The 24,902-nt window shown below is 75.2% G+C and carries 27 protein-coding genes; 22 read left to right on the top strand and 5 right to left on the bottom strand.

The genetic code is table 11. The annotated features are described in order from the left end of the window. Window positions 1-37: 37 nt before the first annotated feature. The 4 genes from ffh to ATL31_RS03380 are packed head-to-tail and all read left to right on the top strand — an operon-like array spanning window position 38 to window position 4,498. Window positions 38-1,639 carry a signal recognition particle protein gene (ffh, locus tag ATL31_RS03395; protein WP_101394532.1) on the top strand — a complete coding sequence of 534 codons (1,602 nt, stop codon included), beginning with the start codon at window positions 38-40 and terminating at the stop codon, window positions 1,637-1,639. Next, the gene (locus tag ATL31_RS03390) at window positions 1,636-2,469 is read left to right on the top strand and encodes an alpha/beta fold hydrolase (RefSeq protein WP_101394531.1); all 834 of its coding nucleotides are present in this window, start codon (window positions 1,636-1,638) and stop codon (window positions 2,467-2,469) included. Before ffh ends, ATL31_RS03390 begins: the two co-directional genes overlap by 4 nt. Before the next feature lie 48 nt (window positions 2,470-2,517). Further along, entirely contained in the window at window positions 2,518-3,360 is an 843-nt protein-coding gene (locus ATL31_RS03385) for a class I SAM-dependent methyltransferase (RefSeq protein ID WP_101394530.1), read from the top strand. 52 nt (window positions 3,361-3,412) lie between these two features. Continuing rightward, on the top strand, window positions 3,413-4,498 hold the full coding sequence (locus tag ATL31_RS03380) for an amidohydrolase family protein (RefSeq protein WP_101394529.1): 1,086 nt from the start codon (window positions 3,413-3,415) through the stop codon (window positions 4,496-4,498). 4 nt (window positions 4,499-4,502) lie between these two features. Here ATL31_RS03380 and ATL31_RS03375 read toward each other — a convergent pair whose 3' ends face one another. After that, a complete protein-coding gene (locus tag ATL31_RS03375; RefSeq protein WP_101394528.1) occupies window positions 4,503-5,432 on the bottom strand; it encodes a sulfite exporter TauE/SafE family protein in 930 nt (309 codons plus the stop codon). A gap of 128 nt (window positions 5,433-5,560) precedes the next feature. On the opposite strand from ATL31_RS03375, the gene ATL31_RS03370 reads away from it, so the two are divergent. The 5 genes from ATL31_RS03370 to trmD all read left to right on the top strand — a co-directional run bounded on the left by ATL31_RS03370 (window position 5,561) and on the right by trmD (window position 8,924). Next, a complete protein-coding gene (locus ATL31_RS03370) occupies window positions 5,561-6,025 on the top strand; it encodes an RrF2 family transcriptional regulator (protein ID WP_101397202.1) in 465 nt (154 codons plus the stop codon). A gap of 199 nt (window positions 6,026-6,224) precedes the next feature. Then, entirely contained in the window at window positions 6,225-6,782 is a 558-nt protein-coding gene (gene rpsP, locus ATL31_RS03365; RefSeq protein WP_101394527.1) for a 30S ribosomal protein S16, read from the top strand. A gap of 2 nt (window positions 6,783-6,784) precedes the next feature. Then, window positions 6,785-7,027, top strand: a complete 243-nt coding sequence (locus ATL31_RS03360) for an RNA-binding protein (RefSeq protein ID WP_101394526.1) — start codon at window positions 6,785-6,787, stop codon at window positions 7,025-7,027. Window positions 7,028-7,163: 136 nt separating this feature from the next. After that, a complete protein-coding gene (rimM, locus tag ATL31_RS03355; protein ID WP_101394525.1) occupies window positions 7,164-7,703 on the top strand; it encodes a ribosome maturation factor RimM in 540 nt (179 codons plus the stop codon). 3 nt (window positions 7,704-7,706) lie between these two features. Beyond that, window positions 7,707-8,924, top strand: a complete 1,218-nt coding sequence (trmD, locus tag ATL31_RS03350) for a tRNA (guanosine(37)-N1)-methyltransferase TrmD (protein WP_101394524.1) — start codon at window positions 7,707-7,709, stop codon at window positions 8,922-8,924. Between the two features lie 134 nt (window positions 8,925-9,058). Here trmD and ATL31_RS03345 read toward each other — a convergent pair whose 3' ends face one another. Continuing rightward, window positions 9,059-9,817: an ABC transporter permease gene (locus ATL31_RS03345; RefSeq protein ID WP_101394523.1), complete on the bottom strand. Its 759-nt coding sequence runs from the start codon at window positions 9,815-9,817 to the stop codon at window positions 9,059-9,061. A 213-nt stretch (window positions 9,818-10,030) separates the two neighbouring features. Between ATL31_RS03345 and rplS the strand changes: the two genes are divergently transcribed. From rplS to ATL31_RS03295, 10 genes are all read left to right on the top strand, one after another. After that, window positions 10,031-10,390: a 50S ribosomal protein L19 gene (gene rplS, locus ATL31_RS03340; RefSeq protein ID WP_055814349.1), complete on the top strand. Its 360-nt coding sequence runs from the start codon at window positions 10,031-10,033 to the stop codon at window positions 10,388-10,390. Between the two features lie 55 nt (window positions 10,391-10,445). Then, window positions 10,446-10,853 (top strand): S26 family signal peptidase, encoded by a 408-nt coding sequence (locus tag ATL31_RS16765; protein ID WP_143598307.1) that lies wholly within the window; start codon window positions 10,446-10,448, stop codon window positions 10,851-10,853. Continuing rightward, window positions 10,850-11,665 (top strand): signal peptidase I, encoded by an 816-nt coding sequence (gene lepB / locus ATL31_RS16760; protein WP_245861863.1) that lies wholly within the window; start codon window positions 10,850-10,852, stop codon window positions 11,663-11,665. The genes ATL31_RS16765 and lepB overlap by 4 nt, the downstream gene beginning before the upstream one ends. Then, window positions 11,662-12,432 carry a ribonuclease HII gene (locus ATL31_RS16755; protein ID WP_245861862.1) on the top strand — a complete coding sequence of 257 codons (771 nt, stop codon included), beginning with the start codon at window positions 11,662-11,664 and terminating at the stop codon, window positions 12,430-12,432. Before lepB ends, ATL31_RS16755 begins: the two co-directional genes overlap by 4 nt. Continuing rightward, on the top strand, window positions 12,429-12,743 hold the full coding sequence (locus tag ATL31_RS03320) for a DUF2469 domain-containing protein (RefSeq protein ID WP_055814339.1): 315 nt from the start codon (window positions 12,429-12,431) through the stop codon (window positions 12,741-12,743). The genes ATL31_RS16755 and ATL31_RS03320 overlap by 4 nt, the downstream gene beginning before the upstream one ends. A 168-nt stretch (window positions 12,744-12,911) precedes the next feature. Continuing rightward, window positions 12,912-13,301, top strand: coding sequence for a YraN family protein (locus ATL31_RS03315; protein WP_245861861.1), 390 nt, complete (start codon window positions 12,912-12,914; stop codon window positions 13,299-13,301). Further along, entirely contained in the window at window positions 13,298-14,845 is a 1,548-nt protein-coding gene (locus ATL31_RS03310) for a YifB family Mg chelatase-like AAA ATPase (protein ID WP_101394520.1), read from the top strand. Before ATL31_RS03315 ends, ATL31_RS03310 begins: the two co-directional genes overlap by 4 nt. After that, the gene (gene dprA, locus ATL31_RS03305) at window positions 14,842-15,972 is read left to right on the top strand and encodes a DNA-processing protein DprA (RefSeq protein ID WP_101394519.1); all 1,131 of its coding nucleotides are present in this window, start codon (window positions 14,842-14,844) and stop codon (window positions 15,970-15,972) included. Before ATL31_RS03310 ends, dprA begins: the two co-directional genes overlap by 4 nt. Before the next feature lie 93 nt (window positions 15,973-16,065). Beyond that, window positions 16,066-17,007 carry a tyrosine recombinase XerC gene (locus ATL31_RS03300; protein ID WP_101394518.1) on the top strand — a complete coding sequence of 314 codons (942 nt, stop codon included), beginning with the start codon at window positions 16,066-16,068 and terminating at the stop codon, window positions 17,005-17,007. Continuing rightward, the gene (locus ATL31_RS03295; RefSeq protein WP_101394517.1) at window positions 17,000-18,223 is read left to right on the top strand and encodes a hypothetical protein; all 1,224 of its coding nucleotides are present in this window, start codon (window positions 17,000-17,002) and stop codon (window positions 18,221-18,223) included. The genes ATL31_RS03300 and ATL31_RS03295 overlap by 8 nt, the downstream gene beginning before the upstream one ends. Window positions 18,224-18,344: 121 nt before the next feature. Here ATL31_RS03295 and ATL31_RS03290 read toward each other — a convergent pair whose 3' ends face one another. Both ATL31_RS03290 and ATL31_RS03285 read right to left on the bottom strand, forming a co-directional pair. Further along, on the bottom strand, window positions 18,345-19,001 hold the full coding sequence (locus ATL31_RS03290) for a murein hydrolase activator EnvC family protein (RefSeq protein ID WP_101394516.1): 657 nt from the start codon (window positions 18,999-19,001) through the stop codon (window positions 18,345-18,347). Between the two features lie 110 nt (window positions 19,002-19,111). Further along, the gene (locus tag ATL31_RS03285; protein ID WP_101394515.1) at window positions 19,112-20,299 is read right to left on the bottom strand and encodes a pyridoxal phosphate-dependent aminotransferase; all 1,188 of its coding nucleotides are present in this window, start codon (window positions 20,297-20,299) and stop codon (window positions 19,112-19,114) included. Window positions 20,300-20,453: 154 nt separating this feature from the next. On the opposite strand from ATL31_RS03285, the gene ATL31_RS03280 reads away from it, so the two are divergent. Then, on the top strand, window positions 20,454-21,392 hold the full coding sequence (locus tag ATL31_RS03280; protein ID WP_101394514.1) for a hypothetical protein: 939 nt from the start codon (window positions 20,454-20,456) through the stop codon (window positions 21,390-21,392). 6 nt (window positions 21,393-21,398) lie between these two features. Here the strand turns inward: ATL31_RS03280 and ATL31_RS03275 are convergent, their stop codons facing one another. Beyond that, complete coding sequence (locus ATL31_RS03275; RefSeq protein ID WP_245861859.1) at window positions 21,399-22,631, bottom strand: MFS transporter; 1,233 nt, start codon at window positions 22,629-22,631, stop codon at window positions 21,399-21,401. Between the two features lie 292 nt (window positions 22,632-22,923). On the opposite strand from ATL31_RS03275, the gene rpsB reads away from it, so the two are divergent. Together rpsB and tsf are read left to right on the top strand one after the other, a co-directional pair. Next, window positions 22,924-23,991, top strand: a complete 1,068-nt coding sequence (gene rpsB, locus ATL31_RS03270; protein ID WP_101394513.1) for a 30S ribosomal protein S2 — start codon at window positions 22,924-22,926, stop codon at window positions 23,989-23,991. A 40-nt stretch (window positions 23,992-24,031) separates the two neighbouring features. Then, window positions 24,032-24,862, top strand: a complete 831-nt coding sequence (gene tsf, locus ATL31_RS03265; protein WP_101394512.1) for a translation elongation factor Ts — start codon at window positions 24,032-24,034, stop codon at window positions 24,860-24,862. Window positions 24,863-24,902 lie beyond the last annotated feature (40 nt).

Genomic DNA, 24,902 nt, shown 5'->3' with positions numbered 1-24,902 from the left:
GTTCGAGGTGGGGACGCGGCGTCGTTAGGCTGTCCCGGTGTTCACCAGCCTGTCCGACCGCCTGACCGAGACCTTCCGCAACCTGCGGACCAAGGGACGGCTCAGCGAGTCCGACGTCAACCGGACCGTCCGCGACATCCGGCTCGCCCTGCTCGACGCCGACGTCGCCCTGCCCGTGGTCAAGGCCTTCACGACCAGCGTGCGCGACCGCGCGCTCGGCTCCGAGGTCAGCGAGGCGCTCAACCCGGCGCAGCAGGTCGTCAAGATCGTCAACGAGGAGCTCGTCGGCATCCTCGGCGGCGAGACCCGCGGGATCCGGTTCGCGAAGCAGCCCCCGACCGTCATCATGCTCGCCGGCCTCCAGGGCTCGGGCAAGACCACCCTGGCGGGCAAGCTCGGCCACTGGCTCAAGGAGCAGGGCCACACCCCGCTCCTGGTCGCCGCCGACCTGCAGCGCCCCAACGCCGTCACCCAGCTCGAGGTCGTCGGCCAGCGCGCCGGTGTGCCGGTCTTCGCGCCCGAGCGCGGCAACACCGCCGGCCACGACGTCGTCGGGGGCGCGGTCGAGGGCACCCGCTCGCACGGTGACCCGGTGGCCGTCTCGCGGGCCGGCATCGAGCAGGCGCGGGCCCGCCAGCACGACGTCGTCATCGTCGACACCGCCGGCCGCCTCGCCGTCGACGCCGACCTGATGCAGCAGGCCGCCGACATCCGCGCGGCGATCCAGCCCGACGAGGTCCTGTTCGTCATCGACGCGATGATCGGCCAGGCGGCCGTCGAGACCGCCGAGGCCTTCCTCGAGGGCGTCGACCTCACCGGCGTCGTCCTCTCCAAGCTCGACGGCGACGCCCGCGGTGGTGCGGCGCTGTCGGTCGCGTCGGTCACCGGCCGCCCGATCATGTTCGCCTCCACCGGCGAAGGCGTGAAGGACTTCGAGGTCTTCCACCCCGACCGGATGGCCTCGCGCATCCTCGACATGGGCGACGTGCTCACCCTCATCGAGCAGGCCGAGCGGGCCTTCGACCGCACCCAGGCCGCCGAGATGGAGCGCAAGTTCCTCGCGGCCGAGGACTTCACCTTCGACGACTTCCTCCAGCAGATGGCGGCCATCAAGAAGATGGGCTCGCTGAAGTCGATCCTCGGGATGATGCCGGGCATGGGCCAGATGAAGGCCCAGCTCGACAGCTTCGACGAGCGCGAGTTCGACCGGGTCGAGGCCATGGTCCGTTCGATGACCCCGTTCGAGCGCAACCACCCCAAGCAGATCAACGGCTCGCGTCGGGCCCGCATCGCCAAGGGCTCGGGCGTCTCCACCTCCGAGGTCAACGGGCTGCTCGAGCGCTTCGGCGAGGCGCAGAAGATGATGAAGCAGCTCGCCAAGGGCGGTGGCATCCCGGGGATGCCGGGCATGCCCGGGATGGGCTCGGGGCCGGGCAAGCGCGGCAAGCAGCAGCCCCAGCGCAAGAAGTCCAAGTCGGGCAACCCCGCCAAGCGGGCGGCCGAGGAGCGCGCGGCGGCCCAGCGGCCGGCGGCCTCCCCGGCGGGCTCGAGCTTCGGCGGCCCCGCCGGTGGCGTCGACCCCGCCGCGCTCGACCCGGCCCAGCTGCCGAAGGGCTTCGAGAAGTTCCTGGGGAAGTGAGCGCCGCGCCCGCCGCGCTGCACACCCTGGCGGTCGGCACCGACGGCCCGCGGATCGCGTTCCTGCACGGGCTGTTCGGTCAGGGCCGCAACTGGACCCAGGTCGCCAAGGCGCTCGCGGGGCCCGACGGCACCGGGGCGCGGGCGCTGCTCGTCGACCTGCCCGACCACGGCCGCTCGCCCTGGTCGGCGGAGTTCTCGTACGAGGCGTACGCCGACGCCGTGGCGGCCACCCTCGAGGCGGCGGCACCGGGCGAGCAGTGGGTCGTGGTGGGGCACAGCCTCGGCGGCAAGGTCTCGATGGTGCTCGCGCTCACGCACCCCGAGCTCGTCGCCAGCCTGGTCGTCGTCGACATCGCCCCCAAGGGGTACGGCAGCCTCGACCGGTTCACCGGCTACATCGGCGAGATGCGGGCCCTGCCGCTGGCCGAGCTGACCAGCCGTGCCGACGCCGAGGCCCGCTTCGCGGAGCCCGACCGCGCGGTCAAGGCCTTCCTCCTGCAGAACCTGCGGCGCTCGGGCACCGACTGGTCCTGGCAGGCCAACCTCGACCTGGTGCACGGCGACGCCGAGCGCGGGCCGGCCTCGCTCATCGCGGGCTTCCCCGACCTCGGTGAGGTCTCGTGGGACGGCCCCGTGGTGTGGCTGGCGGGCGCCGAGTCCGAGTACGTCCGCGACGACGACGTGCCCGCGATGCGCGCGCTGTTCCCCCGGACCCGGCTGGTGCGGGTGCGCGGGGCCGCGCACTGGGTGCACACCGACGCCCCCGAGGTGGTCGTCGAGACCCTGCGCCGGGTGCTGCGGGCGGCCGACCCGGGCCCCGCGGCCTGAGCGCCCGACCCCTGGGCAACGCGCGGCCCGAGGGCCATACTCGGGCCCATGAGCACGGCGGGGCAGGACCCGGTCGCCCGGGTGCGGGCGACGTTCGACGCGGTCGCCGACGACTATGACCAGAGCGGGGTGGCGTTCTTCGGCCCGGCGGCCCTGGGCCTGCTGGAGGCCCTCGCCCCGCAGCCGGGTGAGCGGGCGCTCGACCTCGGGTGCGGCCGGGGCGCGGTGACCACCGGGCTGGCCCGTGCGGTCCTGCCGAGCGGAACGGTCGAGGCGGTCGACCTCAGCCCGGCCATGGTCGCGCACACCAGCGCCCTCCTCGCCCGCGAGGGTCTCGACGCCCGGGTGCGGGTGATGGACGCCGCCGACCCCGACCTCCCCGCCGGGTCCTTCGACCTCGTCGCGTCGGCGCTGGTCCTGTTCTTCCTCCCGGACCCCGCCGCGGCGCTCGCCCGGTGGGTCCGGCTGCTGGCCCCGGGCGGCCGCATCGGCCTCACGACGTTCGGGGCCGAGCATCCCGCGGCCGCCGAGGTCAACGCGCTGTTCCGTCCCTGGCTGCCGCCGGCGATGCTCGACCCGAAGGCGATGGGGCCGGACGACCCCTTCGCGAGCGACGCCGGCATGGAGGCCCTGCTGGCCGGCGCCGGGGCCACCGACGTCCGCACGGTGACCCGCCGGGTCCCGGTGGTCTACGGCGACGTCGAGGGCTGGAAGGCGTTCTCGATGAGCACGGGCCAGCGGATGATGTGGGCCCTCGTGCCGGAGGCGGAGCGCGACGGGCTGCTGGCCCGCGCCGCGGACATCCTCGACGGCGCCCGGGACGGGACCGGGCGGGTCGTGAGCTGGCAGGACATGCGCTACACCCTGGGGCGGGCCCCGGCGGCGGGCTAGTGCCACGCGCCGTGTGACGGTCCCGCCGTGGCTCCGTCGCTAGGGTCGCCCCATGGCATCGGTGCTGCATCTCACGGGTCCCGTCCTGCTCGGCCGTGACGAGGAGGCGCCCGAGGCCTGGGTGCTCGGCGGCCGCGTCACCGTCGAGCGGCCCGTCGGCGACCACGACGTGACCACGGTCGACGGCTGGGTGCTGCCGGGCCTGGTCGATGCCCACTGCCACATCGGGCTCGACGCGCACGGGGCGGTCGACCGGCCCGCCACCGAGGCCCAGGCCGTGCGCGACCGCGACGCCGGGGCCCTCCTCATCCGCGACGCCGGGTCGGCCGCCGACACCCGGTGGGTCGACGACCGGCCCGACCTGCCCCGCATCATCCGGGCCGGCCGCCACATCGCCCGCACCCGGCGCTACATCCGCGACTTCGCCTGGGAGGTCGAGCCCGACGGCCTCGTCGAGCGCGTCCGGCTCGAGGCCCGCTCCGGCGACGGATGGGTCAAGCTCGTCGGCGACTGGATCGACCGCGACGCCGGCGACCTCACCCCGTGCTGGCCCGCCGACGTGCTGGCGGAGGCCGTGGCCGCCGCGCACGAGGAGGGCGCGCGCGTCACGGCCCACTGCTTCGGCGAGCAGAGCCTGCACGACCTCGCCGCCGCCGGCACCGACTGCGTCGAGCACGCCACCGGTCTGGTCCCCGACAGCATCGAGGCGTTCGCCCGGCAGGGCATCGCCGTCGTGCCGACCCTGGTCAACATCGACACCTTCCCGCGCATCGCCGAGCCGGCCCGCGAGAAGTTCCCGGCCTACCACCGGCACATGCTCGACCTGCACGCGCGCCGGTACGAGACGGTGGCGGCCGCCCGCGAGGCCGGCGTCGCGGTCTACGTCGGCACCGACGCCGGGGGCTCGCTGCCGCACGGGCTGGTCGGGCAGGAGGTCGAGCGGCTCACCCGCTGCGGGTTCTCGACGCTGGACGCCCTCGACGCCGCCACCTGGGGCGCTCGCGCGTGGCTGGGACGCCCGGGCCTGGGGGAGGGGGAGGAGGCCGACCTCGTCGTGTACCCCGCCGACCCGCGCGAGGACGTCGGCGTGCTGGCCCACCCCACCCTGGTCGTGCTGCGGGGGCGGCCCGTCGGCTGACCGCTCAGCCGCGCGACGCGCCCGCGTCCTGGGCGTCCTCGAGCGCGGCCAGCTCGCGGTCGAGCCCGGCGACCTCGGCCCGGTGCGCCCGCACCGACCAGGCGACGGCGCCCGCCCAGGCGAGGTACAGCCCGGCGTAGACGAGCCAGCGCGTGCCCTCCGAGGCGCCGACCCAGTCGCTCTTGAGGAGGGTGCGGCTGTTGGTCAGCACGATGACGCCGCCCACGGCCGAGCCGAGGACGCGCGGCGGCACCTTGCGCACGAGCCAGGCCGCGACGGGCGCGGCGACGAGACCGCCGGCGAGCAGCGCCAGGACCCAGGTGACGTCGATGCCCTTCGAGCCCAGGGCGAGGAGGAAGCCGACGCTCGCGGCGACCGACACGAGGAACTCGCTGGTGTCGATCGAGCCGACGACCGTGCGCGGTTCCAGGCGGCCGCTCGCGAGGAGCGCCGGCGTGCCGACCGGCCCCCAGCCGCCCCCGCCGGTGGAGTCGACGAAGCCGGCGACGAGGCCGAGGGGGGCGAGGAAGCGGCTCCGGAGCGGGGCGCCCAGACGGTCCCGCCGCAGGCCCCGGACGGTGAAGCGGACCAGCACGTACGTGCCGAGGGCGAGCAGGAGCAGCGACATCACCGGGGCCGCGACCGAGGTGTCGAGGCTCGACAGGAAGGTCGCGCCGGCGAACGCGCCGACCGCACCCGGGATGCCGATGCGGACGACGACGCCCCAGTCGACGTTGCCGAACCTCCAGTGGGAGGCGCCCGAGGCCAGGGTGGTGCCGATCTCGGCGAGATGGACGGTGGCGGAGGCGGCGGCCGGGTTGGTGCCGATGGCCAGCAGCAGGGTGGCGGAGGTGACCCCGTAGGCCATCCCGAGGGAGCCGTCGACGAGCTGGGCGCCGAGCCCGACCAGTGCCAGCAGGACCAGCTTGCGCATCGTTGATATCCGATCTGTTCAGTAGGAATTAAATCCGACTGTATCGGTAGGACTTCCTGGTCCGCAAGACCCGGCCGGCCGTGGTCGACGCCCGCGGACCGGGCCGGGTGCTGTGCCACGATGCGGTCGTGGACATCTCCGCCCGCACCGACTACGCCGTCCGGGCGATGCTCACCCTGGCCGCGGCCCATCGCGACGACGCGGGCCCGGTGAGCGTCGAGGCACTGGCGCGCCGCCAGGACCTGCCGCGCAAGTTCCTCGAGGCGGTGGTCGCCGACCTGCGGGGGGCCGGGCTGGTGCTGAGCCGCCGCGGGGCGCACGGCGGCTACGTGCTGGCCCTGCCGGCCACCGAGGTGACCCTGGGCGACGTGTTCCGGGCGGTCGACGGGCCGCTGGCCGAGGTGCGCGGGCTGCGCCCGCAGGACACCGCCTACGAGGGCGTCGCCCAGCACCTGCCGTCGCTGTGGGTGGCCGTCCGCTCGAGCCTGCGGGACGTCCTCGACCGCACCACCCTGGCCGACGTCCTCGACGGCGACCTGCCGCGGCACGTGCGGGCCCTGGTCGAGGAGCCGGACGCCTGGCGCAACCGCTGAGGCCGGCGGCGAGGACGGCCCGGCGCCACGGCATCCCGCCCGATTCGGCCCCGCGGGCGGGCTCTGGCAGAATGGCGGGCTGTACCCGTCCGGCCGAGCGCCTCAGCTCAGCACGGACCGGACGCCTACACCGAGCATCCGGCCCCCCGCACGATCCGTGCGGTCTCGCCGCGCTCACAACGCACCAGGAGACCACACCGTGGCCGTCAAGATCCGCCTCAAGCGCATGGGCAAGATCCGCGCTCCGTTCTACCGCGTCGTCGTCATGGACTCCCGCACCAAGCGGGACGGCCGGGCGATCGAGGAGATCGGCAAGTACCACCCCACCGAGGAGCCCTCGGTCATCCAGATCGACAGCGAGCGGGCCCAGTACTGGCTCGGCAACGGCGCCCAGCCCACCGAGGCCGTCGCCGCCCTGCTGAAGATCACGGGTGACTGGCAGAAGTACAAGGGCGAGCCCGGCACCGAGGGCACCCTGCGCGTCGCCGCGCCGAAGACCTCCAAGAAGGAGCTCTACGAGGCCGCGCTCGCCGCCGCCGGCAAGACCTCCGACGACGGCTCCGGGGCCACCACCCCGAAGAAGCGCCCGGCCAAGGCCGCCGCCGAGGAGCCGAAGGCCGAGGAGGCCAAGACCGAGGACGCCAAGGTCGAGGAGCCGAAGGCCGACGAGGCGCCCGCCGCTGCCGACACCGACTCCGGCGCCGCCGCCACCGACAGCACCGACGCCGACGCGGACGTCGCGGGCGAGAAGGCCTGACCGTGCTCGAGGAGGCTCTCGAGCACCTCGTCACGGGCATCGTCGACCACAAGGACGAGGTCCAGGTCCGTCGGCGTGACCGCGGTCGCGGCGAGCTGCTCGAGGTGCGCGTGCACCCCGAGGACCTCGGTCGCGTCATCGGCCGCTCCGGCCGCACCGCGAGCGCCCTGCGCACCGTGATGGGCGCCCTCTCGGGTGGCCGTCAGGTCCGCATCGACATCGTCGACACCGACCGGGTCCGCTGACCCGCGTCCCCCACGGCGGGGTGTGCCGGGAGGAGACTCCCCGGGGCACCCCGCCGTCGTCGTCCCAGCCCGCGGCGCCGTACCGGCCGTCGGGTGCGGCGGCGCCCCACCCACCGTCGTCCCCGAGGAGGAGACCGTGAGCGACCAGGTCGTGCTCGCCCGGATCGGCAAGCCCCACGGGCTGCGCGGTGAGGTCACCGTGCAGCTGCACACCGACGAGCCGGAGCGGCGCTTCGCCGACGGCACCGTGCTGGCCACCGAGGCCGGCGAGGGCACCGGGGTCCCGCGCGCCCTCACCATCCGCTCGACCCGGGTGCACCAGGGCGTGTGGCTGCTGGCGTTCGAGGAGATCCCCGACCGCACCGGCGCCGAGGGCCTGCGCGGCACCCGCCTCGTCATCGACGCCTCCGAGCTCGGTGAGCCGGCCGACGACGAGGCCGACACCTTCGCCGAGCGCGACCTGGTGGGGCTGGCGGTCGTCGACCCCGCGGGCGCGCCCCTCGGCGAGGTCGTCGCCCTCGTGGTCGGTGCCGCGCAGGACCGCCTGGTCGTGCGCCTGGCCGACGGGCGCGAGGGGCAGGTGCCCTTCGTGGCCGCGCTCGTCCCCGAGGTCGACCTCGCCGCCGGCCGCCTCGTCCTCGACGCACCCGCCGGGTTGTTCGACCTCGAGGGCTGAGCCGTGCGCCTCGACGTCGTCTCGATCTTCCCGGAGTACCTGGCCCCGCTCGACCTGTCGTTGATCGGCAGGGCCCGGCGTGACGGCCTGCTTGCCCTGCACGTGCACGACCTGCGCGAGTTCACCTCCGACCGGCACCGCACGGTCGACGACAGCCCGTTCGGCGGCGGGGCCGGGATGGTCATGAAGCCCGAGCCCTGGGCGGCGGCGCTGGACCACGTGGTCTCCGACGGGGCCGGGCCCGACGCGGCCGTGCCGCACCTGCTGGTGCCCGGGCCCGGCGGGGTGCCGTTCACCCAGGCGATGGCGCACCGGCTGGCCGCCGAGCCGTGGCTGGCCTTCGCGTGCGGGCGGTACGAGGGCATCGACGAGCGCGTCTACGAGCACGCCGCCGCGCGGATGCCGGTCACGGTGGTCTCGCTCGGCGACTACGTCCTCAACGGGGGCGAGGTCGCCGTGCTGGCGATGGTCGAGGCCGTCGCACGCCTGCTGCCCGGGGTCGTCGGCAACGCCGCGTCCCTCGTCGAGGAGTCGCACGAGGGCGGCCTGCTCGAGTACCCGGTGTACACCCGGCCGGCGTCCTGGGCCGACGGTGACACCGTGCGCGACGTGCCCCCCGTGCTGCTGTCGGGCGACCACGGGGCGATCGCGCGCTGGCGGCACGACGAGCGGGTGGCCCGCACCGCTGCGCGCCGCCCCGACCTGGTCGCGGTGGCCGCGACGGTGGGCGGCCTCGACGACCTGGAGGTCACGGTGGCGGTGCCGGCCGACGCGCCGGAGCTGCTCGTGCTGCAGCGCGCGTGCTGGATGCCGGAGGGCCGCGTCTCGGGCTCGTGGCGCATCCCGCCGCTCGACGAGGGGCTCGACGACGTCGTGCGCGGGCTGGGGGAGTGGACCACCTGGGTCGTCCGGACGCCGTCCGCGGGGGGCGGCCCCGGACGGCCCGTGGGGTCGGTGCGCGGCCGGGTGCGCCCCGGCGACCCGAGCGTGTGGGAGTCGGGCCGGCTGATGGTGGCGCCCGACCTGCAGGGGCGCGGGCTCGGCCGGGCGTTGCTGGGGCTGGCCGAGGCCGGTGCCCCCGACTCCGTCGCCACCTACTGGATCAACACCGGCCGGGTGAGCGAGGGCAACATCCGGCGCTACCGGCGGGCGGGCTACCGGCTGCGGCCGGGCGAGGGCAGCTTCCCGGGCAGCGTCGACCTCACCAAGCGCCGCCGCTGAGCCCCAGCCCGCAGCCCCTCCACCTCCGCCCCACCCCTCCCGGTTTTTCGGGGTCACCCCGAAAAACCGGCAGGACAAGGGCTGCGAGGTCTTGTCTCGCGAAGGAGCCGGGGTGTCGGCGTGCCCACCGCGGCTCAGGGGCGCAGCGACTCCTTGAGGTCCGGGGGCAGCAGCAGGGCCGCCCCGATGAGGCGCTCGGCCACCACCGCGGTCACGGTCTGGGCCGCCATGATGCCGACGAGCACCAGCACCTGGGCGGCCGCCGCCTGCGCCGGGGTGCCACCGCCCAGCAGCACCCCGATGAACGCCCCCGGCAGGGTCACCACCCCGGCGGTGCGCACCTGGTCGAGACCCGGCACGAGGGCCTCGGGCACGCGGCGATGGATCACCTCGTCCACCGCCTGTGCCCGGGTCAGCCCCAGCGAGAGACCGGCCTCGTACTGGCCCTTCTCCTCGCGCAGCGCCGCGAACGCCCGCCGGCAGGTGAGGGTGTGCCCGTTCATCGTGTTGCCGGCGATGATGCCCACCACCGGGATGAGCGCCAGCCCGGTGGGCGGCACCGTGCGCGTCGCCAGCACCACCCCCACGACGGGCAGCAGGCCGGCCAGCATCGCCACCGTCGCCCAGGGCCAGGCCGCTCGCGCGTCCACCCGGCGCACGGTGGTGACAACCGCGATCGTGAACATCACGACCAACAGCAGCACCGACAGGGCGAGCGAGCGGACCACCGTGGTGATGACCAGCGCCGCCACCCCCAGCTGGGCGATCGCGCGCGCCATCGCGAGCACCGGCGAGTCGGGCCCGGGCAGGCGACCCACGACGTACCCCACCACCGTGACCCCGAGGAGGAGCACGACGGCCAGGGCGACGGGCAGGCCGGGGTCGATCGTCACGGGCGTCACGCTAGCCGGTGGATTTCGCCGCTCCCGTCACCCTCTGGCAGACTGGGGTGCTGCGACCCGTCGACGAACGGCCCCCGCCACAGGGGGAGTGCCCCGGACCCCGGTCCGACCCGGCATGAGGCCCGGTGGGTCGCTCCGAACGAACCAGCGCACCACCGACACCTGCGGATGACCTGTGGCAGCCCGCGAGAAAGCGACACCGTCATGCAGCGTTTCGACGAGCTCGACCACGCGTCCCTCAAGTCCGACATCCCCGCGTTCCGCGCCGGTGACACCGTGAACGTCCACGTGAAGGTCGTCGAGGGCACCCGCTCGCGCATCCAGGTCTTCAAGGGCGTCGTCATCCGTCGCCACGGTGGCGGGGTCGGCGAGACCTTCACCGTCCGCAAGGTGTCCTTCGGCGTCGGCGTCGAGCGGACCTTCCCGCTCCACACCCCGATCATCGACCACATCGAGGTCGTCACCCGCGGTGACGTCCGTCGCGCGAAGCTGTACTACCTGCGCGACCTGCGCGGCAAGGCCGCCAAGATCAAGGAGAAGCGGGACACCCCGGCGAACGCCTGAGCGTGACCCCGCACCCGGGCCGTCGCGTCCGGGTGGGGAGGCTACCCTCGACCGGGTGACGGCACCCCCTCGTACCGACCCGGCGCCCGCCCTAGTGGCGAGCGCCGGGTCGCGTCGTCCCCGGGTGCTGGCCACCGTCGCCGTCGGGCTCGTCGTCGCGGCCCTCGTCCGCGGCTTCGTGCTCGAGTCCTACGTCGTCCCCTCGGCCGCCTTCGCGCCGACCTTCGAGCCAGGAGACCGTGTGCTCGTCCTGAAGACCGACCGCAGCGCCGACGCCGGGCGTACCACCCTCGTCGAGGAGCGTGATGGCACCCTCCGGCTCGTCCCGTCGGTCGAGGCCGAGGGGGCCGGCGGGCAGGTGGTCGGCACCGTCGTGTGGCGCTTCTGGCCGCTGGGGCGGCTCGGGAGCGTGGGTGCGGCGAGCCCCGAGGCCACCGCGGCCCCCGTCGGGTCGCCCTCGTGAGCGCCCGCGAACAGGCCCGCGAGAGCGTCGACGAGCCCCGCCCCGGTCGGCACGTGTCCGGGGCCCCGGACGAGGCCGGGACCGACCGTCCCGGCCCGGGTGGTTCCGTCGCGTCCGTCGGCCGCTGGGTCGGCTCCGCCGTCAAGGAGGTCGCGCTCGTCCTGGTCATGGCGATGGTGCTCTCGTTCGTCGTCAAGACCTGGCTGCTCCAGGCCTTCTTCATCCCCTCGGGTTCGATGGAGAACACCCTCCTGGTCGGCGACCGCGTCGTCGTCTCGAAGCTCACCCCCACCCCGGTCGACCTCAAGCGCGGCGACGTCGTCGTCTTCGAGGACCCGGGCGGCTGGCTGGGCGCGAGCGTCCCCACCGCCCCGCGTACCGGTCTCGGCAAGGTCGTCCACGACGGCCTCGTCTTCGTCGGGCTGCTGCCCAGCGAGTCCGAGGACCACCTCATCAAGCGGGTCATCGGCCTGCCGGGCGACCACGTGGTCTGCTGCGACGCCCAGCGCCGCCTCACCATCAACGGTGCCCCCATCACCGAGCCCTACATCCACCCCGGCGACGTACCGAGCTCGATCACGTTCGACATCACGGTCCCGCAGGGTCGGGTCTGGGTCATGGGCGACCACCGCTCCGACAGCGAGGACTCGCGCTTCCACGACCCGTCCGGCAAGGGCACCGAGGGGTCGGTGCCGATCGACCGGGTCACCGGCCGCGCCGTCGCCGTCGTCTGGCCCTTCCCGCGCTTCGGCTGGCTCTCGGACCACCCGACCACGTTCTCGGGCGTCCCCTCGGCCGGCTCCGGGCCGTGAGCCCGACCGCCCGGCGCGGGGCGGGCCGGGGGCCGGCCGCCTCCGGGGGGTCGCGCAAGCCCAGCCTGCGGGTCGAGCGGGCGCTGCAGCGTGACGGCCACCGCGTCCTGGCCGGGATGGACGAGGTCGGGCGCGGTGCGCTCGCGGGTCCGGTGACCGTGGGTGTCGTGGTCATCGACGAGTCCTGCCGGTCGGCGCCGCCGGGGGTGCGCGACTCCAAGCTGCTCCAGCCGCACGTGCGCGAGGCGATGGTGCCGCGCATCGAGCGCTGGGCCCTGTGTCATGCGGTGGGGCACGCCAGCGCCGCCGAGATCGACGAGGTGGGCATCATCGCGGCGTTGCGGCTGGCCGGCACGCGGGCGCTGGCGGCGTGCGGGGTGCGCCCGGACCTGGTCATCCTCGACGGCAACCACGACTGGCTCACCGCACCCGAGGACGTCGGGCTCCTCGCCTTCTCGCACGAGGAGGCCCTGGTCACGCCCCCCGTGACGACGCTGGTGAAGGCCGACCTGACGTGCTCGTCGGTGGCCGCGGCCAGCGTCCTCGCCAAGGTCACCCGAGACCGCATCATGGTCGACCTCGGGGCCGAGGGCGGGGAGCACGCCCGGTACGGCTGGGTGGGCAACAAGGGGTACGCGGCCCCCGAGCACCTGGAGGCGCTGCGCCTGCACGGCCCGTGCGAGTGGCACCGGCGGTCGTGGCGGCTGCCCGGTTCGATGGACGATGATGGCGTGGTGGACGCCCTGACCCCGGCAGGAGAGCGATGAGCTCGGAGGACCTCGAGAAGTACGAGAACGAGGCGGAGCTCGCGCTCTACCGCGAGTACCGCGACGTCGTGGGGCTGTTCAGCCACGTCGTCGAGACCGAGCGGCGCTTCTACCTGTGCAACAGCGTCGACGTCAAGGTGCGCAGCGACGGCGGCGAGGTCTTCTTCGACGTCACGATGCACGACGCGTGGGTGTGGGACATCTACCGGCCGGCGCGCTTCGCCAAGACGGTCCGGGTCGTCACGTTCAAGGACGTGAACGTCGAGGAGCTGGCCAAGAGCGAGCTCGAGATGCCGAAGGGCGAGTTCTGACCGTCTGACCCGGGGGATGACCCGGCGGGATGACGCGGCGAGGGCCGGCCGAGCGCGGCACGTCGAGCCGGGAGGACGGTCGTCCACAGGCCACGCCCGGGGCGCCCGTCGTCCACAGATGTCCGCTCCGGTCTGGGTGTCCGGCTTCGCGCGGGCTTGGCTGGACGCATGGACACGGGAGCGACGGACACGGCGGGGGCACCGCCCAGGATGCGGCTGGGTCGCTACGGCGAGGAGGTCGCCGCGCGCTACCTGCGCGACCAGGGCCTCGAGGTGGTCGAGCGCAACTGGCGCTGCGAGCACGGCGAGGTCGACGTCGTCGCCCGTGACGGCGACTGCCTCGTGGTGTGCGAGGTCAAGACACGCCGGGGCACCGGCTTCGGCGACCCCGTCGAGGCCGTCACGGTGGCCAAGGCGATGCGGCTGCGCCGGCTGGCGGCGGCCTACGTGCGCGCCCACGACCTGCACCCCGCGCAGATGCGGGTCGACGTCATCGGCGTGCTCTGCCGGCCGGGGCGGCCGGTCACGCTGCGCCACGTCGTGGGGGTGGGGTCGTGACGCTCGGGCTCGGGCGCACCCGGTCGGTGGCGCTCACCGGGCTCGACGGCACGCTGGTCGACGTCGAGGCGCACATCGCGCAGGGGCTGCCGGCCTTCATCGTGGGCGGCCTGCCCGACACCGCCTGCTCCCAGGCCGGCGACCGCATCCGCGCCGCCGCCGCCCAGACCGGCACCCCGGTGCCGCCCCACCGGGTCACGGTCAACCTGTCGCCCGCGTCCATCCCGAAACGCGGCTCCGGGTTCGACCTCGCCATCGCCGTCGCGGTCCTGTCGGCCGCCGGGGTGGTCAGCGCCGCGGTGGCCGGGCCCGTGGTGCACCTCGGTGAGCTCGCCCTCGACGGCCGGCTCCGGGGCGTGCGCGGCGTGCTTCCGGCGGTGCTCGAGGCCGCCCGCCACGGGGTGCGCCACGTCGTGGTGCCGCTCGAGAACGTGGCCGAGGCCCAGCTGGTCGAGGCCGTGACGGTGCACGGCGCCGGCACGCTCGGCGACGTCGTCCGGTGGTACCGCGAGGCCGCGACGGCGGGGGTGGCGCTGCCGGTCGCCGCGCCGGCCCGGCCCGCCGACGTGGTGGCCGCCGGCGGGGTCGACCTCGCCGACGTGGTGGGGCAGCCCGAGGCGCGGGTGGCGCTCGAGCTCGCGGCCTCGGGCGGTCATCACCTGCTGATGGCCGGGCCACCCGGTGTCGGCAAGACCATGCTCGCCGAGCGGCTGGTCACGATCCTGCCCCCGCTCGAGCGCGACGAGGCGCTCGAGGTGCACGCCGTCCGCTCCCTCGTGGCGCCGGTCGGGGAGGTCGCGGCCCTCGACCTCACCCCACCGTTCGTCGCGCCCCACCACAGCACCTCGTCGGCCGCGCTGGTCGGCGGTGGCAGTGGCGTGGTCCTGCCCGGCGCGGTGTCCCGGGCCCACCGTGGGGTCCTGTTCCTGGACGAGGCGCCCGAGTTCAAGGGTGCGGTGCTGCAGGGGCTGCGCCAGCCCCTCGAGTCCGGCGAGGTCGTCATCGCCCGGGCGCGCCAAGTGGTGCGCTACCCCGCCCGGTTCCTGCTGGTGCTGGCCGCCAACCCGTGTCCGTGCGGGATGGCCTTCGGCAAGGGTCTCGAGTGCCGGTGCTCCTCGCGCGAGCTGCGCGCGTACGCGGCCCGGCTCTCGGGGCCGCTGATGGACCGGGTCGACCTGCAGGTGCAGGTGCCCCCGGTACGTCGCGCCGCCTTCTCCGACGAGGCGGGGGAGGCGAGCGCCGCGGTCGCGGCCCGCGTCCTGGCCGCCCGGGCGGTGCAGCAGGAGCGCTGGGCCGGCGGTGGCTGGGCGCTCAACGGGCTGGTGCCCGGCTACGTCCTGCGGCGGGCGCCCTACCGGCTGCCACGGGAGGCGACCGGGGTGATCGACCGCGCCTTGGACACCGGGCGGCTGACGCTGCGGGGGTACGACCGCGTGCTGCGGGTGGCGTGGTCGGCGGCCGACCTCGGCGGGCGCACCGTGCCCTCGCGCGACGACGTCGCCCTGGGCCTCTCGCTGCGGCGCGGCGAGCAGGCGGCGGCATGAGCCGCGGCCGGGTCTCCTCGCTCGAGGCCGACGACCGCTGGGCGCGGGTGGCCGTGTCCTTCCTCCTCGAGCCCAAGAACGGGCGCATCCGCGAGCTCCTGGCCGCGCACGAGGGGGCCGCGACGCTGGCGGCCCTGCGCGAACGGCGGGCGGGCGCCGCCCAGGAGCTGTACGTCCGCCTCCCCGAGCTCGACCTCGACGGCCTGGCCGGCGCGGTGCGGCGGCTCGGCGTCCGCGTGCTGGTGCCGGGCGACCCGGAGTGGCCCATGACGGTCGAGCGCCTGCGCGACCCGCCGTACTGCCTCTTCGTCCGGGGCGACCCCGACCTCGGGGGCCTCACCGACCGCTCGGTCGCCGTGGTCGGCGCGCGGGCCGCCACCGACTACGGGCTCGGCGTCGCCGGAGACCTCGGGGCCGGGCTGGCCGAGCAGGGGTGGGTGGTCGTCAGCGGCGCCGCCTTCGGCATCGACGGCGCCGCTCACCGCGGCTGCCTCGCCGGCGGCGGCCCCACCGTGGCGGTGCTGGCCTGCGGCGTCGACCGCGCCTACCCCGAGGCCCACCGCTCCCTGCTCGGGAAGATCACCGAGGTGGGCGCGGTGGTCAGCGAGGTGCCCCCCGGCGCGGCGCCGTTCCGGGGCCGCTTCCTCGCCCGCAACCGCCTCATCGCGGCGCTCGGGCGCGCCACGGTGGTGGTCGAGGCGGGCCTGCGGTCGGGGTCGCTGTCGACGGCGAACGAGGCCGAGAAGATCGCCCGCCCGGTGGGGGCGGTGCCTGGGCCGGTCACCAGCGTGCTGTCGGCCGGCTGTCACGACCTGGTCCGCCGCGCGGCGGCCGTGCTGGTCACCGACACGGCCGAGGTGGTCGAGCTCGCCTCGGCCATCGGCGAGTACGACGAGCCGGAGCGGCGCGCCCCGCGGCGCGTCACCGACGACCTCGACCCCGTCGAGTACGCGGTCTGGTCGGCCGCGCCGGTCCGGCGAGGCGTCGGTATGCAGCGCCTGGCTGTGCTGTCGGGGCAGGCGGAGGCCCGGATGGCGCGCGCCCTGGCCAACCTCGAGATGCTCGGCCTGGTCGAGGTCAGCGGTGACGGCTGGCGCAAGGCCCCAGGAGGGACGGGGGCCCGCTGAGATCCGAGCGCGCCGGGGCGTCGCGCCAGGGGGTCGATGCCGACTCGCCCGGAGCCGGGCCGGACGTCCCCTTTGTGGGGCTTTTCGTTGCGCATGGGACCCCCGGGATGTAACGGTGGCCCGGTGACCGTCGCAAGCCACGAGACGCTCACCGCGTTCGAGCGCCATCTGCGACTCGAACGCGGGCGCTCGGCGAACACCGTGCGCGCCTACGTGCGCGACATCGGTGCCTTCCTCGACGCCGCGGACGTCCGCGACGACGCCGACCTGGCCGCGGTCGGGCTGGCCGACCTGCGGGCGTGGCTGGGGACGGTCTCGCGCCGCGGGGTCGCCCGCGCCACCATCGCCCGCACCTCCGCCTCGCTGCGTACGTTCTTCCGGTGGTGCGAGAACACCGGCCGGGTGCCGGTCGACCCGTCATTGCGCCTCTCGGCCCCCCGGCGCCACCGGACCCTGCCCGGGGTGCTGGCCCAGCGCTCGGCGACGGCCCTGCTCGACGTCGCGGCGCTGGCCGCCGACGATGCCGACCCGGTGCACCTCCGCGACCGGGCGGCCCTCGAGCTGATGTACGCCAGCGGGATCCGCGTCGGCGAGCTCGTCGGCCTCGACGTCGACGACGTCGACCTCCACAGCCGGGTGCTGCGGGTCGTCGGCAAGGGCGACAAGGAGCGGCGTGTGCCCTTCGGGGTGCCCGCCGGCGAGGCAGTCACGCGCTGGCTCGACGCGGGCCGTCCGGCACTCGTGACGGCGGCCAGCGGCCCGGCGCTGCTGTTGGGCCGACGGGGTCGCCGGGCCGACGCCCGCCAGATCCGCGAGGTCGTGCACCGCCTGCTCGCCGAGGTCCCCGACGCCCCGGACCTCGGCCCCCACGGGCTGCGGCACAGTGCGGCGACGCACCTGCTCGAGGGCGGCGCCGACCTGCGCATGGTCCAGGAGCTCCTCGGGCACAGCTCGCTCGCCACGACCCAGATCTACACCCACGTGTCCGTCGACCGGCTCAAGCGGTCCTTCGCCCAGGCGCACCCGCGTGCCTGAGGACGAGCGGTTCGACGCCGCGGAGGACAGAGGCGACCAGCCGCGTCGCGTGCACATCAACGGCTCCACGGTCGGGCGCCGCCCGGATGCCGAGCCCGTCGGCCGCCCCGGCTCGGACGGCGACCGGCCCGCCGGCTACACCGACATCCCCGAATGGGTCTCGGAGTTCCGACGGCTCTACGTCGAGCCCAAGACCCGCCCCGACCGGCCCGACCGGCTGGGCTGGCCCCGTCGAACGCCGGGGTCGACCCGGCCCGAGGTGGTCGCCGGCGCAAGCGCCACGCCCCACCTCGCGGCACCCTCCGACGGCGCGGGCACCGCGGAGCCGCTCGCGGCGCCCGGTCTCGCGGACGGGCCCACGGCCGACGCTGCGCCCCTCACCCGGACCACAGCGGATGCCACCTCAGCGCCACTGGCCGACCGGGCGCGTCGCTCCGAGGAGCCCGCACCGGCCGAGGCGGGGGGTGGCCCCGGAGACGCCGGGCTCGGGTGGCCCGAGGCCGCGTCGCCGGACGAGCACTCGGGTGCCCCGACCGGCGCCCCGGTCGCGACCCCGCCGCCGCCGGCCGAACCGGCCGGCCCTGCCGGACCGGCCGGACCTGCTCCGGAGGCTGCCTCCACGGGCTCGGCCGAGCCCGAGCGACCGGCCGAGGAGCCGCCGGTGACCCCGACCGCGGCTGCCGACTCCTCGGAGGAGGCCGGCCCGGCCGTCGACCGGCACGAGGGCTCGGACGCGACCGCCGAGGCCTCGCGTCCTTCCGCCCACGACGAGCTGACCGCGAGCCGGCTCGACCCTCCCGACGAGGGGCACACCGGGGGCGCCCCGCTGCCCGACCAGCTGGCCGCCGACGAGGCGACATCCCCCGGCGCCCTCGATCCCGTGCGCCGCGGCGGGCGGCACGGAGGGTCCTCCGGGGTCCGTCGCCTGCCGAAGCCCGCGCGGGCCGCCGCCGGCGAGCGCTCCGGTGGGGGGTCCGACGACGGCACCGGGCGCGAGAGCAGAGCCGGGGCACGGCGCGCCGCCCGGCTGGCCGAGCGGCGCGGTCGGCAGCGACGCCTGCTGGCGCTCGCGGCCGCCGTCCTGCTCGTGGTCGTCGTCGCGACGACCTGGTGGGTCACGCGGGGGAACCCCTCGGCGTCGGCCGGCACCCTCGACGCCCAGCTCTCGCGCCTCGCCCTGACCGCCGCTCCGGCTGCCCCGGTCGGCGGCGTCTGACCCGAGCAGGGGCTCCGCGGAACGGTCCCGCTCCGCCGGATGTGCCCGTGCTCGGCGAGTGCGCCGACCGCGCCTGCCGCCGCGTCCATCCTGCGTGGGGCGACGGAGGACCGGGGCGCGGTCACGGCGGCCGGGGCAGCAACCGCACGCGGCCACCGGCGAGCAGCGGCCACGGGTCGAGGTACCCCGCGCGCTGCCGCGCACCCAGGTGGAGACAGGCCCGCGCCCCGCAGTGCCCCGCGGCGGCCTCGAGCCGGCCGACCGGGTCGCCCACCGACACCGTCTGCCCCTCAGCCACGAGCGGAGACACCGGCTCGTACGTGCTGCGCAGACCGTCGCCGTGGGTGATGGTCACGGTGCCGCGCCCGGCCAGGCGCCCCGCGTGGGTGACGACCCCGCTCTCGACCGCCCGGACGAGCACGCCGGCCGTGGCTCCGAGGTCGAGCCCACGGTGACCCGCGGCCCATGGGCTCGGCGGGGCCCGGAAGGGGCGCAGGACGGGGGAGGCCGCCGGCACCGGCCAGCGCCACCGGTGGACCCCGGCCGACGCAGCGGCCCCCGGCCCGGCCCGCGCGGGACCGCGGGACGGGTCCGCGAGCACGCGTGAGGGGCCGGCGTCCGCCACCGCCGCCCCGGGCGCAGCCACCGCCGCCCCGGGCGCAGCGGCCGCCGGCACCGGTGCCGAGGGAGCCGGCCCGGGCGCGGCGGGGGCCGCCAGGACCACAGCGGTACCCGCGGCCGCGGCGGCCGCGGCGGAGAGGAGGTGGAGGAGGGCCATGGCACCACGGTCCGGGGGCACGGGGGTCGGCGCCAGCCGCACCGGACGATCTGTGGACGGCGAGAACCGGGGGCGGCCCCTGTGGACGGTCGTCGCGGTCGAGGGGCCCCTCAGCGCACGAGGGTCGCGAGCCTCCGCACACCCTCGTCGAGCACGTGGTCCTCCTTGCAGAACGCCAGGCGCACCAGGGTCCGCGCGGCCGCGGCGTCGTCGTGGAAGGCCGCGACCGGGATGGCCCCGACCCCGGCCCGCTCGGGCAGCCCGAGGCACCAGTCCGTCGCGTCGACGACGCCCAGCGGCGCCACGTCCGCGACCACGAAGTAGGTCCCGCGCGGCACCGCCACCTCGAGCCCCATCCTCCGCAACCCCCCGACCAGGCGGTCGCGTTTGGCCTCCAGCGCGTGGGCCAGCCCCGCGAAGACCTCGTCGGGCAGCCGGAGCCCCGCGGCCACCGCGGGCTGGAACGGCCCCGAGGCGCCGAACGTCAGGAACTGCTTGACCGCCAGCAGCGCCGCCACCGCCGCGGCCGGCCCGCAGACCCAGCCGACCTTCCAGCCCGTGGTCGAGAAGGTCTTGCCGCCGGAGGAGATCGTCAGGGTCCGCTCGCGCATCCCGGGCAGGCTCGCGAGCGGGACGTGCCGCGCGTCGTCGAAGACCAGGTGCTCGTACACCTCGTCGGTCACCACCCACGCGTCGTGCTCGCGCGCCAGGGACGCCACCAGCTCGAGCTCCTCGCGGGTGAAGACCTTGCCGGTGGGGTTGTGCGGGCTGTTGAGCAGGACCACGCGCGTCCGGTCGCTGAACGCGGCCCGCAGCGACGCCTCGTCGACCGCGAAGTCGGGGAAGGTCAGCACCGAGGTCCGGCGCACCCCACCCGCCAGTGCGACCGTCGCCGCGTAGCTGTCGTAGTAGGGCTCGAACATCACCACCTCGTCGCCGGGGCGCAGCAGGGCGAGCATCGCCACCGCGATCGCCTCGGTGGCCCCGACGGTGACGAGCACCTCGGACGCCGGGTCGTACCGCAGCCCGTAGAAGCGCTCCTGGTGCTCGGCGACCGCCCGGCGCAGGTCGGGCGTCCCGGGCCCGGGCGGGTACTGGTTGCGGCCGCCGCGGATGGCCTCGACCGCCGCGGCGAGGACCTCGGGCGGCCCGTCGGTGTCGGGGAAGCCCTGGCCGAGGTTGACGGCGTCGTGCTCGGCGGCCAGCGCGCTCATCGTCGTGAAGATCGTGGTCCCGAACGGCGCGAGGGCCGGATGGCCGACGGTGGCGGGCGACCCGGCGAGTGGCGGCGTGCTCATCCCGGCAGGCTAGCGACCGCGGGGCCCTCCTGCGGCTCCGCGGGGCGGGCCTCGCCCCTGGCCGGCGGCAGCGGACGGGAGTACCGTCGGCGGCGGTCGCCGGACGGGTCGCCTCCGCCCGGTGCACGGACCGTGGAGGCACACGATGGGCACGATGCGCACGAGCACGCGGGCTCTGATGGGGATCGTCGCGGTGCTGGCCACGACCGGGGCGGCCACCCTGACCGCCGGGCCCGCGACGGCCGACGTCAGCCCGAGGGACGTGGTGGCCGTCGGCGCCGACGGGTCGACGACCTCGCTGCCCCGTACCTCCGACCGGTCCGGGACCATGGACATCCCGGGGGCCTTCCCGGTGCTGCCGACCGCGGTCTCGGACGGTCTGTACTACGTGCACTACAACACCGGCGGCACCCTCGAGCGGCTCCAGCTCCTGTCCGTGGTGGGAGGCGCGCTGGAGCTCACCGAGCTCCGCTACCTACTCGTGATGGTGGGCGACACCCCGTCGCGCACCGCCATCCACACCGCCCTGGGCGGTCACGGCTGGGGCTCGATGCGGCTGCTCACCGACGCCGCGCAGACGACCGGAGGGACCGTGGCGCAGAGCACGTACAGCTGGAGTGGCCGGTTCTACGGCATCGGCACCGACGGGGTCCTGCGCCGCTACACGCGCAGCGCCGACGGCCGCACCGTGCGCTCCGCGGGCGCGCAGCCGGGGTTCACCGGGGTGCGCACCATGGCGCTGTACTCCACGGGTCCGCGCGCCGACGTCCTGCTGGTGACCACCACCAACGGCGCGCTGTCGGCCGTCACGGTGCCCACGACCGGGCCGGGGCTGTCGGCCACCTCCACCCGGCTGCGCACCCGCGGTTGGGGAGCGTTCGAGGCACTGCACAGCGTGCCGGCGGCCTCCCGCACCGCGGCCCGGGTCGTGGGCGTCGACGCCGACACGCACACCGCCCACGAGTACGGCGTCGGTGCGCTGCGCGGCACGTCGACGACCGTCACCACCGTGGGGCCGTGGACCGAGCCGGCCACCGACCCCTTCCACATCACCTTCCCCCGGCTGCTCGAGGCCACGCCGCCCGGGGGCTGACGCCGGTCACACCTCGGCCGCGTCGGCGTGCGCGATGAGGTCGAGGCGGCGCCAGACCAGCACCAGGGTCAACCCCGCTCCGGCGAAGGCGAACCAGAAGGGCGCCGCCGCCCCGAACCGGTCGGCGATGACGCCGCCGAGCGCCTGCCCGACGAGGAGCCCGCCGACCAGCCCCACCCAGTACACCGAGCCCACGCGCCCCTGGTACTCCTGTGGCGTCGCCCGTTGACGCACCGCTGAGCTCAGCGACGCCCACACGAACGCGTACGCGCCGAACATCGCCATGACCGCCATCGCCACGACCCACGACGTGGTGAGGGCCAGCGCCAGGTGGGTGAGCACCTCCAGCGTGAGGCACGCCTTCATCAGCCGCCCCAGGGGTATGCGCCGCTCGAGCCACCCGTAGGCCAGGACCGACGCGATGCCGCCCACCGCCGAGGCCGTCGTCAGGAGCCCGAACCCCACGGGTCCGACGCCCAGCCGCTCCTGGGCCCAGTAGACCAGCACCCCCCACGGCGCACCCCAGGTGATGTTGAAGACCAGGATCACCAGGGTCAGGGTGCGGACGGCCGCGTGGTGCCGGATCCAGCGCAGGCCGTCGAGGATGTCGCGCCCCGCGTGCTGCGCGGGCCGCCCGGCCCCGGCGGCGGGCAGCTCGACGCGCGAGAAGAGCGCCACCGCCAGCAGCAGGCTGAGCACGTGCACCCCGAACGGGACCGCCGAGCCGAGGGCGAACAGCGCCGCCCCGACCGCCGGCCCGATGAGCTGGTTGGCCACGAGGAAGCCGGACATCTGGCGGGCGTTGGCCAGCCCGAGGTCCGCCGGGTCGACGATCATCGGCAGGATGGCGCGCCACCCGGTGTCGGCGAAGACCTCGGCCGTGCCGACGAGAAGCAACAGCCCGAGCAGCAGCCCGATCGAGAGGGTGCCCGTGAGCAGCGCGGTCACGAGGGCCACGAGGGCCAGGAGGCGCGCCAGGTTGGCGACGATGACCACGCGCCGCCGGTCGACCCGGTCGGCGACGGCCCCCGCGTAGAGACCGACGGCCAGTCCGGGCAGCCGCTGCACCACCGCGGCGGCCGCGATGAGGACGGGGGAGCGGGTCTGGGTCGCGACGAGCAACGGACCCGCGGCCAGCGCGATGCCGTCGCCCACCTGGCCCACCCACGAGGAGGCGAGGTTCCAGCGGAACGCGGTCCCCATGCGCGGGGGCGCGATGATGTCGGTCAGCCGTCCCACGAGCACGCGACCCTACCCGCCGGGCCCGCGCGATTTCGTGCCGAGGGCCCCGCCGCCGTAGCATGTCCGATGGCCTCCGCGATCTCACGCGGGAGCCGAAATTCGCGCGTCCACCTCCTGCGACGAGGACTTCTCCGAGCAGGGGCGCACCACGGCAGTGGCGGGTGCTCGACCCTCGGGTCGGCACGGCATCCGTCCGGGGTCGCGTCAGGCGCCAGGCAGGTGGGGCCACCCGTTCGCGGGCCAGGTCCCCACCGACTCAACTGACAACCACAGAGCAAGGAGAACGACGATGGCCGTCGTCACCATGCGCCAGCTCCTCGAGAGCGGCGTCCACTTCGGGCACCAGACCCGTCGCTGGAACCCCAAGATGAAGCGCTTCATCATGACCGAGCGCAACGGCATCTACATCATCGACCTGCAGCAGTCGGTGACCTACATCAACAACGCCTACGAGTTCGTCAAGGAGACCGTCGCCCACGGCGGCACCATCCTCTTCGTCGGCACCAAGCGTCAGGCGCAGGAGCCCATCGCCGAGCAGGCGACCCGGGTCGGGATGCCGTACGTCAACCACCGCTGGCTCGGTGGCATGCTCACCAACTTCCAGACGATCTCCAAGCGGCTGACCCGCCTCAAGGAGCTCGAGGAGATCAACTTCGACGACGTGGCCGGTTCGGGCCGCACGAAGAAGGAGCTCCTCATGATGAAGCGCGAGAAGGACAAGCTCGAGAAGACCCTGGGCGGCATCCGCTCGATGTCCCGCGTGCCCTCCGCCGTGTGGATCGTCGACACCAAGAAGGAGCACCTCGCCGTCGACGAGGCCCGCAAGCTGAACCTGCCGGTCATCGCCATCCTCGACACCAACTGCGACCCCGACGAGGTCGACTACAAGATCCCCGGCAACGACGACGCGATCCGCTCCGTCACGCTGCTCACCCGGGTCATCGCCGACGCCGTCGCCGACGGCCTCATGCAGCGCTCCGGTGCCCGCACCGAGGGCGAGCAGGCCGGCACCCCGGACGAGCCCCTGGCCGAGTGGGAGCGCGAGCTCCTCGCCGGCGAGGCCGCCCAGACGGCCGAGCAGGTCGCTCCCGAGGCCGGCGAGACCGCCGCCGCCCCGGCGCCCGAGGCCACCGAGGTCGAGGCCGCCGCGGCCGAGACCACCGAGGCTCCGGCCGCCGAGACCACCGAGGCTCCGGCCGACGAGGCCACCGAGGCTCCGGCCGACGAGGCCACCGAGGCTCCGGCCGCCGAGACCACCGAGGCTCCGGTCGCCGAGGCCACCGCGGCCACCGAGGCTCCGGCCGCCGAGACCACCGAGGCCCCCGCGGCCGAGGACGCCCCGGCCGAGAAGGCCTGACCCACACCTCCCGACACGAACGAAAGAGCGATAGGTACCCATGGCGAACTACACCGCCGCTGACATCAAGGCGCTCCGCGAGAAGACCGCGGCCGGCATGATGGACGTCAAGAAGGCTCTCGACGAGGCCGACGGCGACATGGCCAAGGCCGAGGAGATCCTCCGCGTCAAGGGGCAGAAGGGCGTGACCAAGCGCGAGGGTCGTACGACCTCCAACGGGCTGGTCACCGCGCGGGCCGGCGACGGCGAGGGCACCCTCGTCGAGGTCCTCTGCGAGACCGACTTCGTGGCCAAGGGCGAGCGTTTCGGCGCCCTGGCCGAGCAGGTCCTGACCCAGGCGGTCGCCACCAAGGCGGCCGACGCCGACGCGCTGCTGGCCTCCACGCTGGAGGACGGCAAGTCGGTCAAGGACCTCCTCGACGAGGCCAACGCCACCATCGGCGAGAAGATCGAGGTCAAGCGGGTCTCCCGCCTCGAGGGCGAGCACGTCGTCTCCTACCTGCACAAGACCAGCCCCGACCTGCCCGCGCAGATCGGTGTCCTGGTGGCCACCACCGGTGGCGACGACACCACGGCCCGCGACGTCGCGATGCACATCGCGGCGTTCAGCCCGAGCGTCCTCTCCCGCGACGAGATCGACGCCGCGACGGTCGAGAACGAGCGCCGCGTCGCCGAGGCCACCGCCAAGGAGGAGGGCAAGCCCGAGGCCGCCCTCCCGAAGATCGTCGAGGGCCGGGTCAACGGCTTCTTCAAGGAGAACGTCCTGCTCGAGCAGCCGTTCGCCAAGGACGCCAAGAAGACCGTCGGCAAGATCCTCGACGAGGCCGGCGCCCAGGCCACCGGCTTCGCGCGCTACCGCGTCGGCAGCTGAGCCGCGCGCTGCTCGCAGCGCCACCACGAACGCCGCCCCC

It is taken from the genome of Phycicoccus duodecadis (genome assembly GCF_002846495.1).
Taxonomy (GTDB): domain Bacteria; phylum Actinomycetota; class Actinomycetes; order Actinomycetales; family Dermatophilaceae; genus Phycicoccus; species Phycicoccus duodecadis.
Note: the sequence above shows the minus strand (reverse complement) of the source record. Positions and strands in the feature narration are given on the sequence as shown.

Excerpts from the sequence above, each read along its gene's own strand:
- tsf (WP_101394512.1), top strand. The coding sequence starts at position 24,032 with ATGGCGAACTACACCGCCGCTGACATCAAGGCGCTCCGCGAGAAGACC.
- ATL31_RS03380 (WP_101394529.1), top strand. The coding sequence starts at position 3,413 with ATGGCATCGGTGCTGCATCTCACGGGTCCCGTCCTGCTCGGCCGTGAC.
- rpsB (WP_101394513.1), top strand. The coding sequence starts at position 22,924 with ATGGCCGTCGTCACCATGCGCCAGCTCCTCGAGAGCGGCGTCCACTTC.
- ATL31_RS03320 (WP_055814339.1), top strand. The coding sequence starts at position 12,429 with ATGAGCTCGGAGGACCTCGAGAAGTACGAGAACGAGGCGGAGCTCGCG.
- ATL31_RS03300 (WP_101394518.1), top strand. The coding sequence starts at position 16,066 with ATGGGACCCCCGGGATGTAACGGTGGCCCGGTGACCGTCGCAAGCCAC.
- ATL31_RS03280 (WP_101394514.1), top strand. The coding sequence starts at position 20,454 with ATGCGCACGAGCACGCGGGCTCTGATGGGGATCGTCGCGGTGCTGGCC.
- dprA (WP_101394519.1), top strand. The coding sequence starts at position 14,842 with ATGAGCCGCGGCCGGGTCTCCTCGCTCGAGGCCGACGACCGCTGGGCG.
- ATL31_RS03315 (WP_245861861.1), top strand. The coding sequence starts at position 12,912 with ATGGACACGGGAGCGACGGACACGGCGGGGGCACCGCCCAGGATGCGG.
- ATL31_RS03375 (WP_101394528.1), bottom strand. The coding sequence starts at position 5,432 with ATGCGCAAGCTGGTCCTGCTGGCACTGGTCGGGCTCGGCGCCCAGCTC.
- ATL31_RS03290 (WP_101394516.1), bottom strand. The coding sequence starts at position 19,001 with ATGGCCCTCCTCCACCTCCTCTCCGCCGCGGCCGCCGCGGCCGCGGGT.
- rplS (WP_055814349.1), top strand. The coding sequence starts at position 10,031 with ATGCAGCGTTTCGACGAGCTCGACCACGCGTCCCTCAAGTCCGACATC.
- ATL31_RS03385 (WP_101394530.1), top strand. The coding sequence starts at position 2,518 with ATGAGCACGGCGGGGCAGGACCCGGTCGCCCGGGTGCGGGCGACGTTC.
- ATL31_RS03285 (WP_101394515.1), bottom strand. The coding sequence starts at position 20,299 with ATGAGCACGCCGCCACTCGCCGGGTCGCCCGCCACCGTCGGCCATCCG.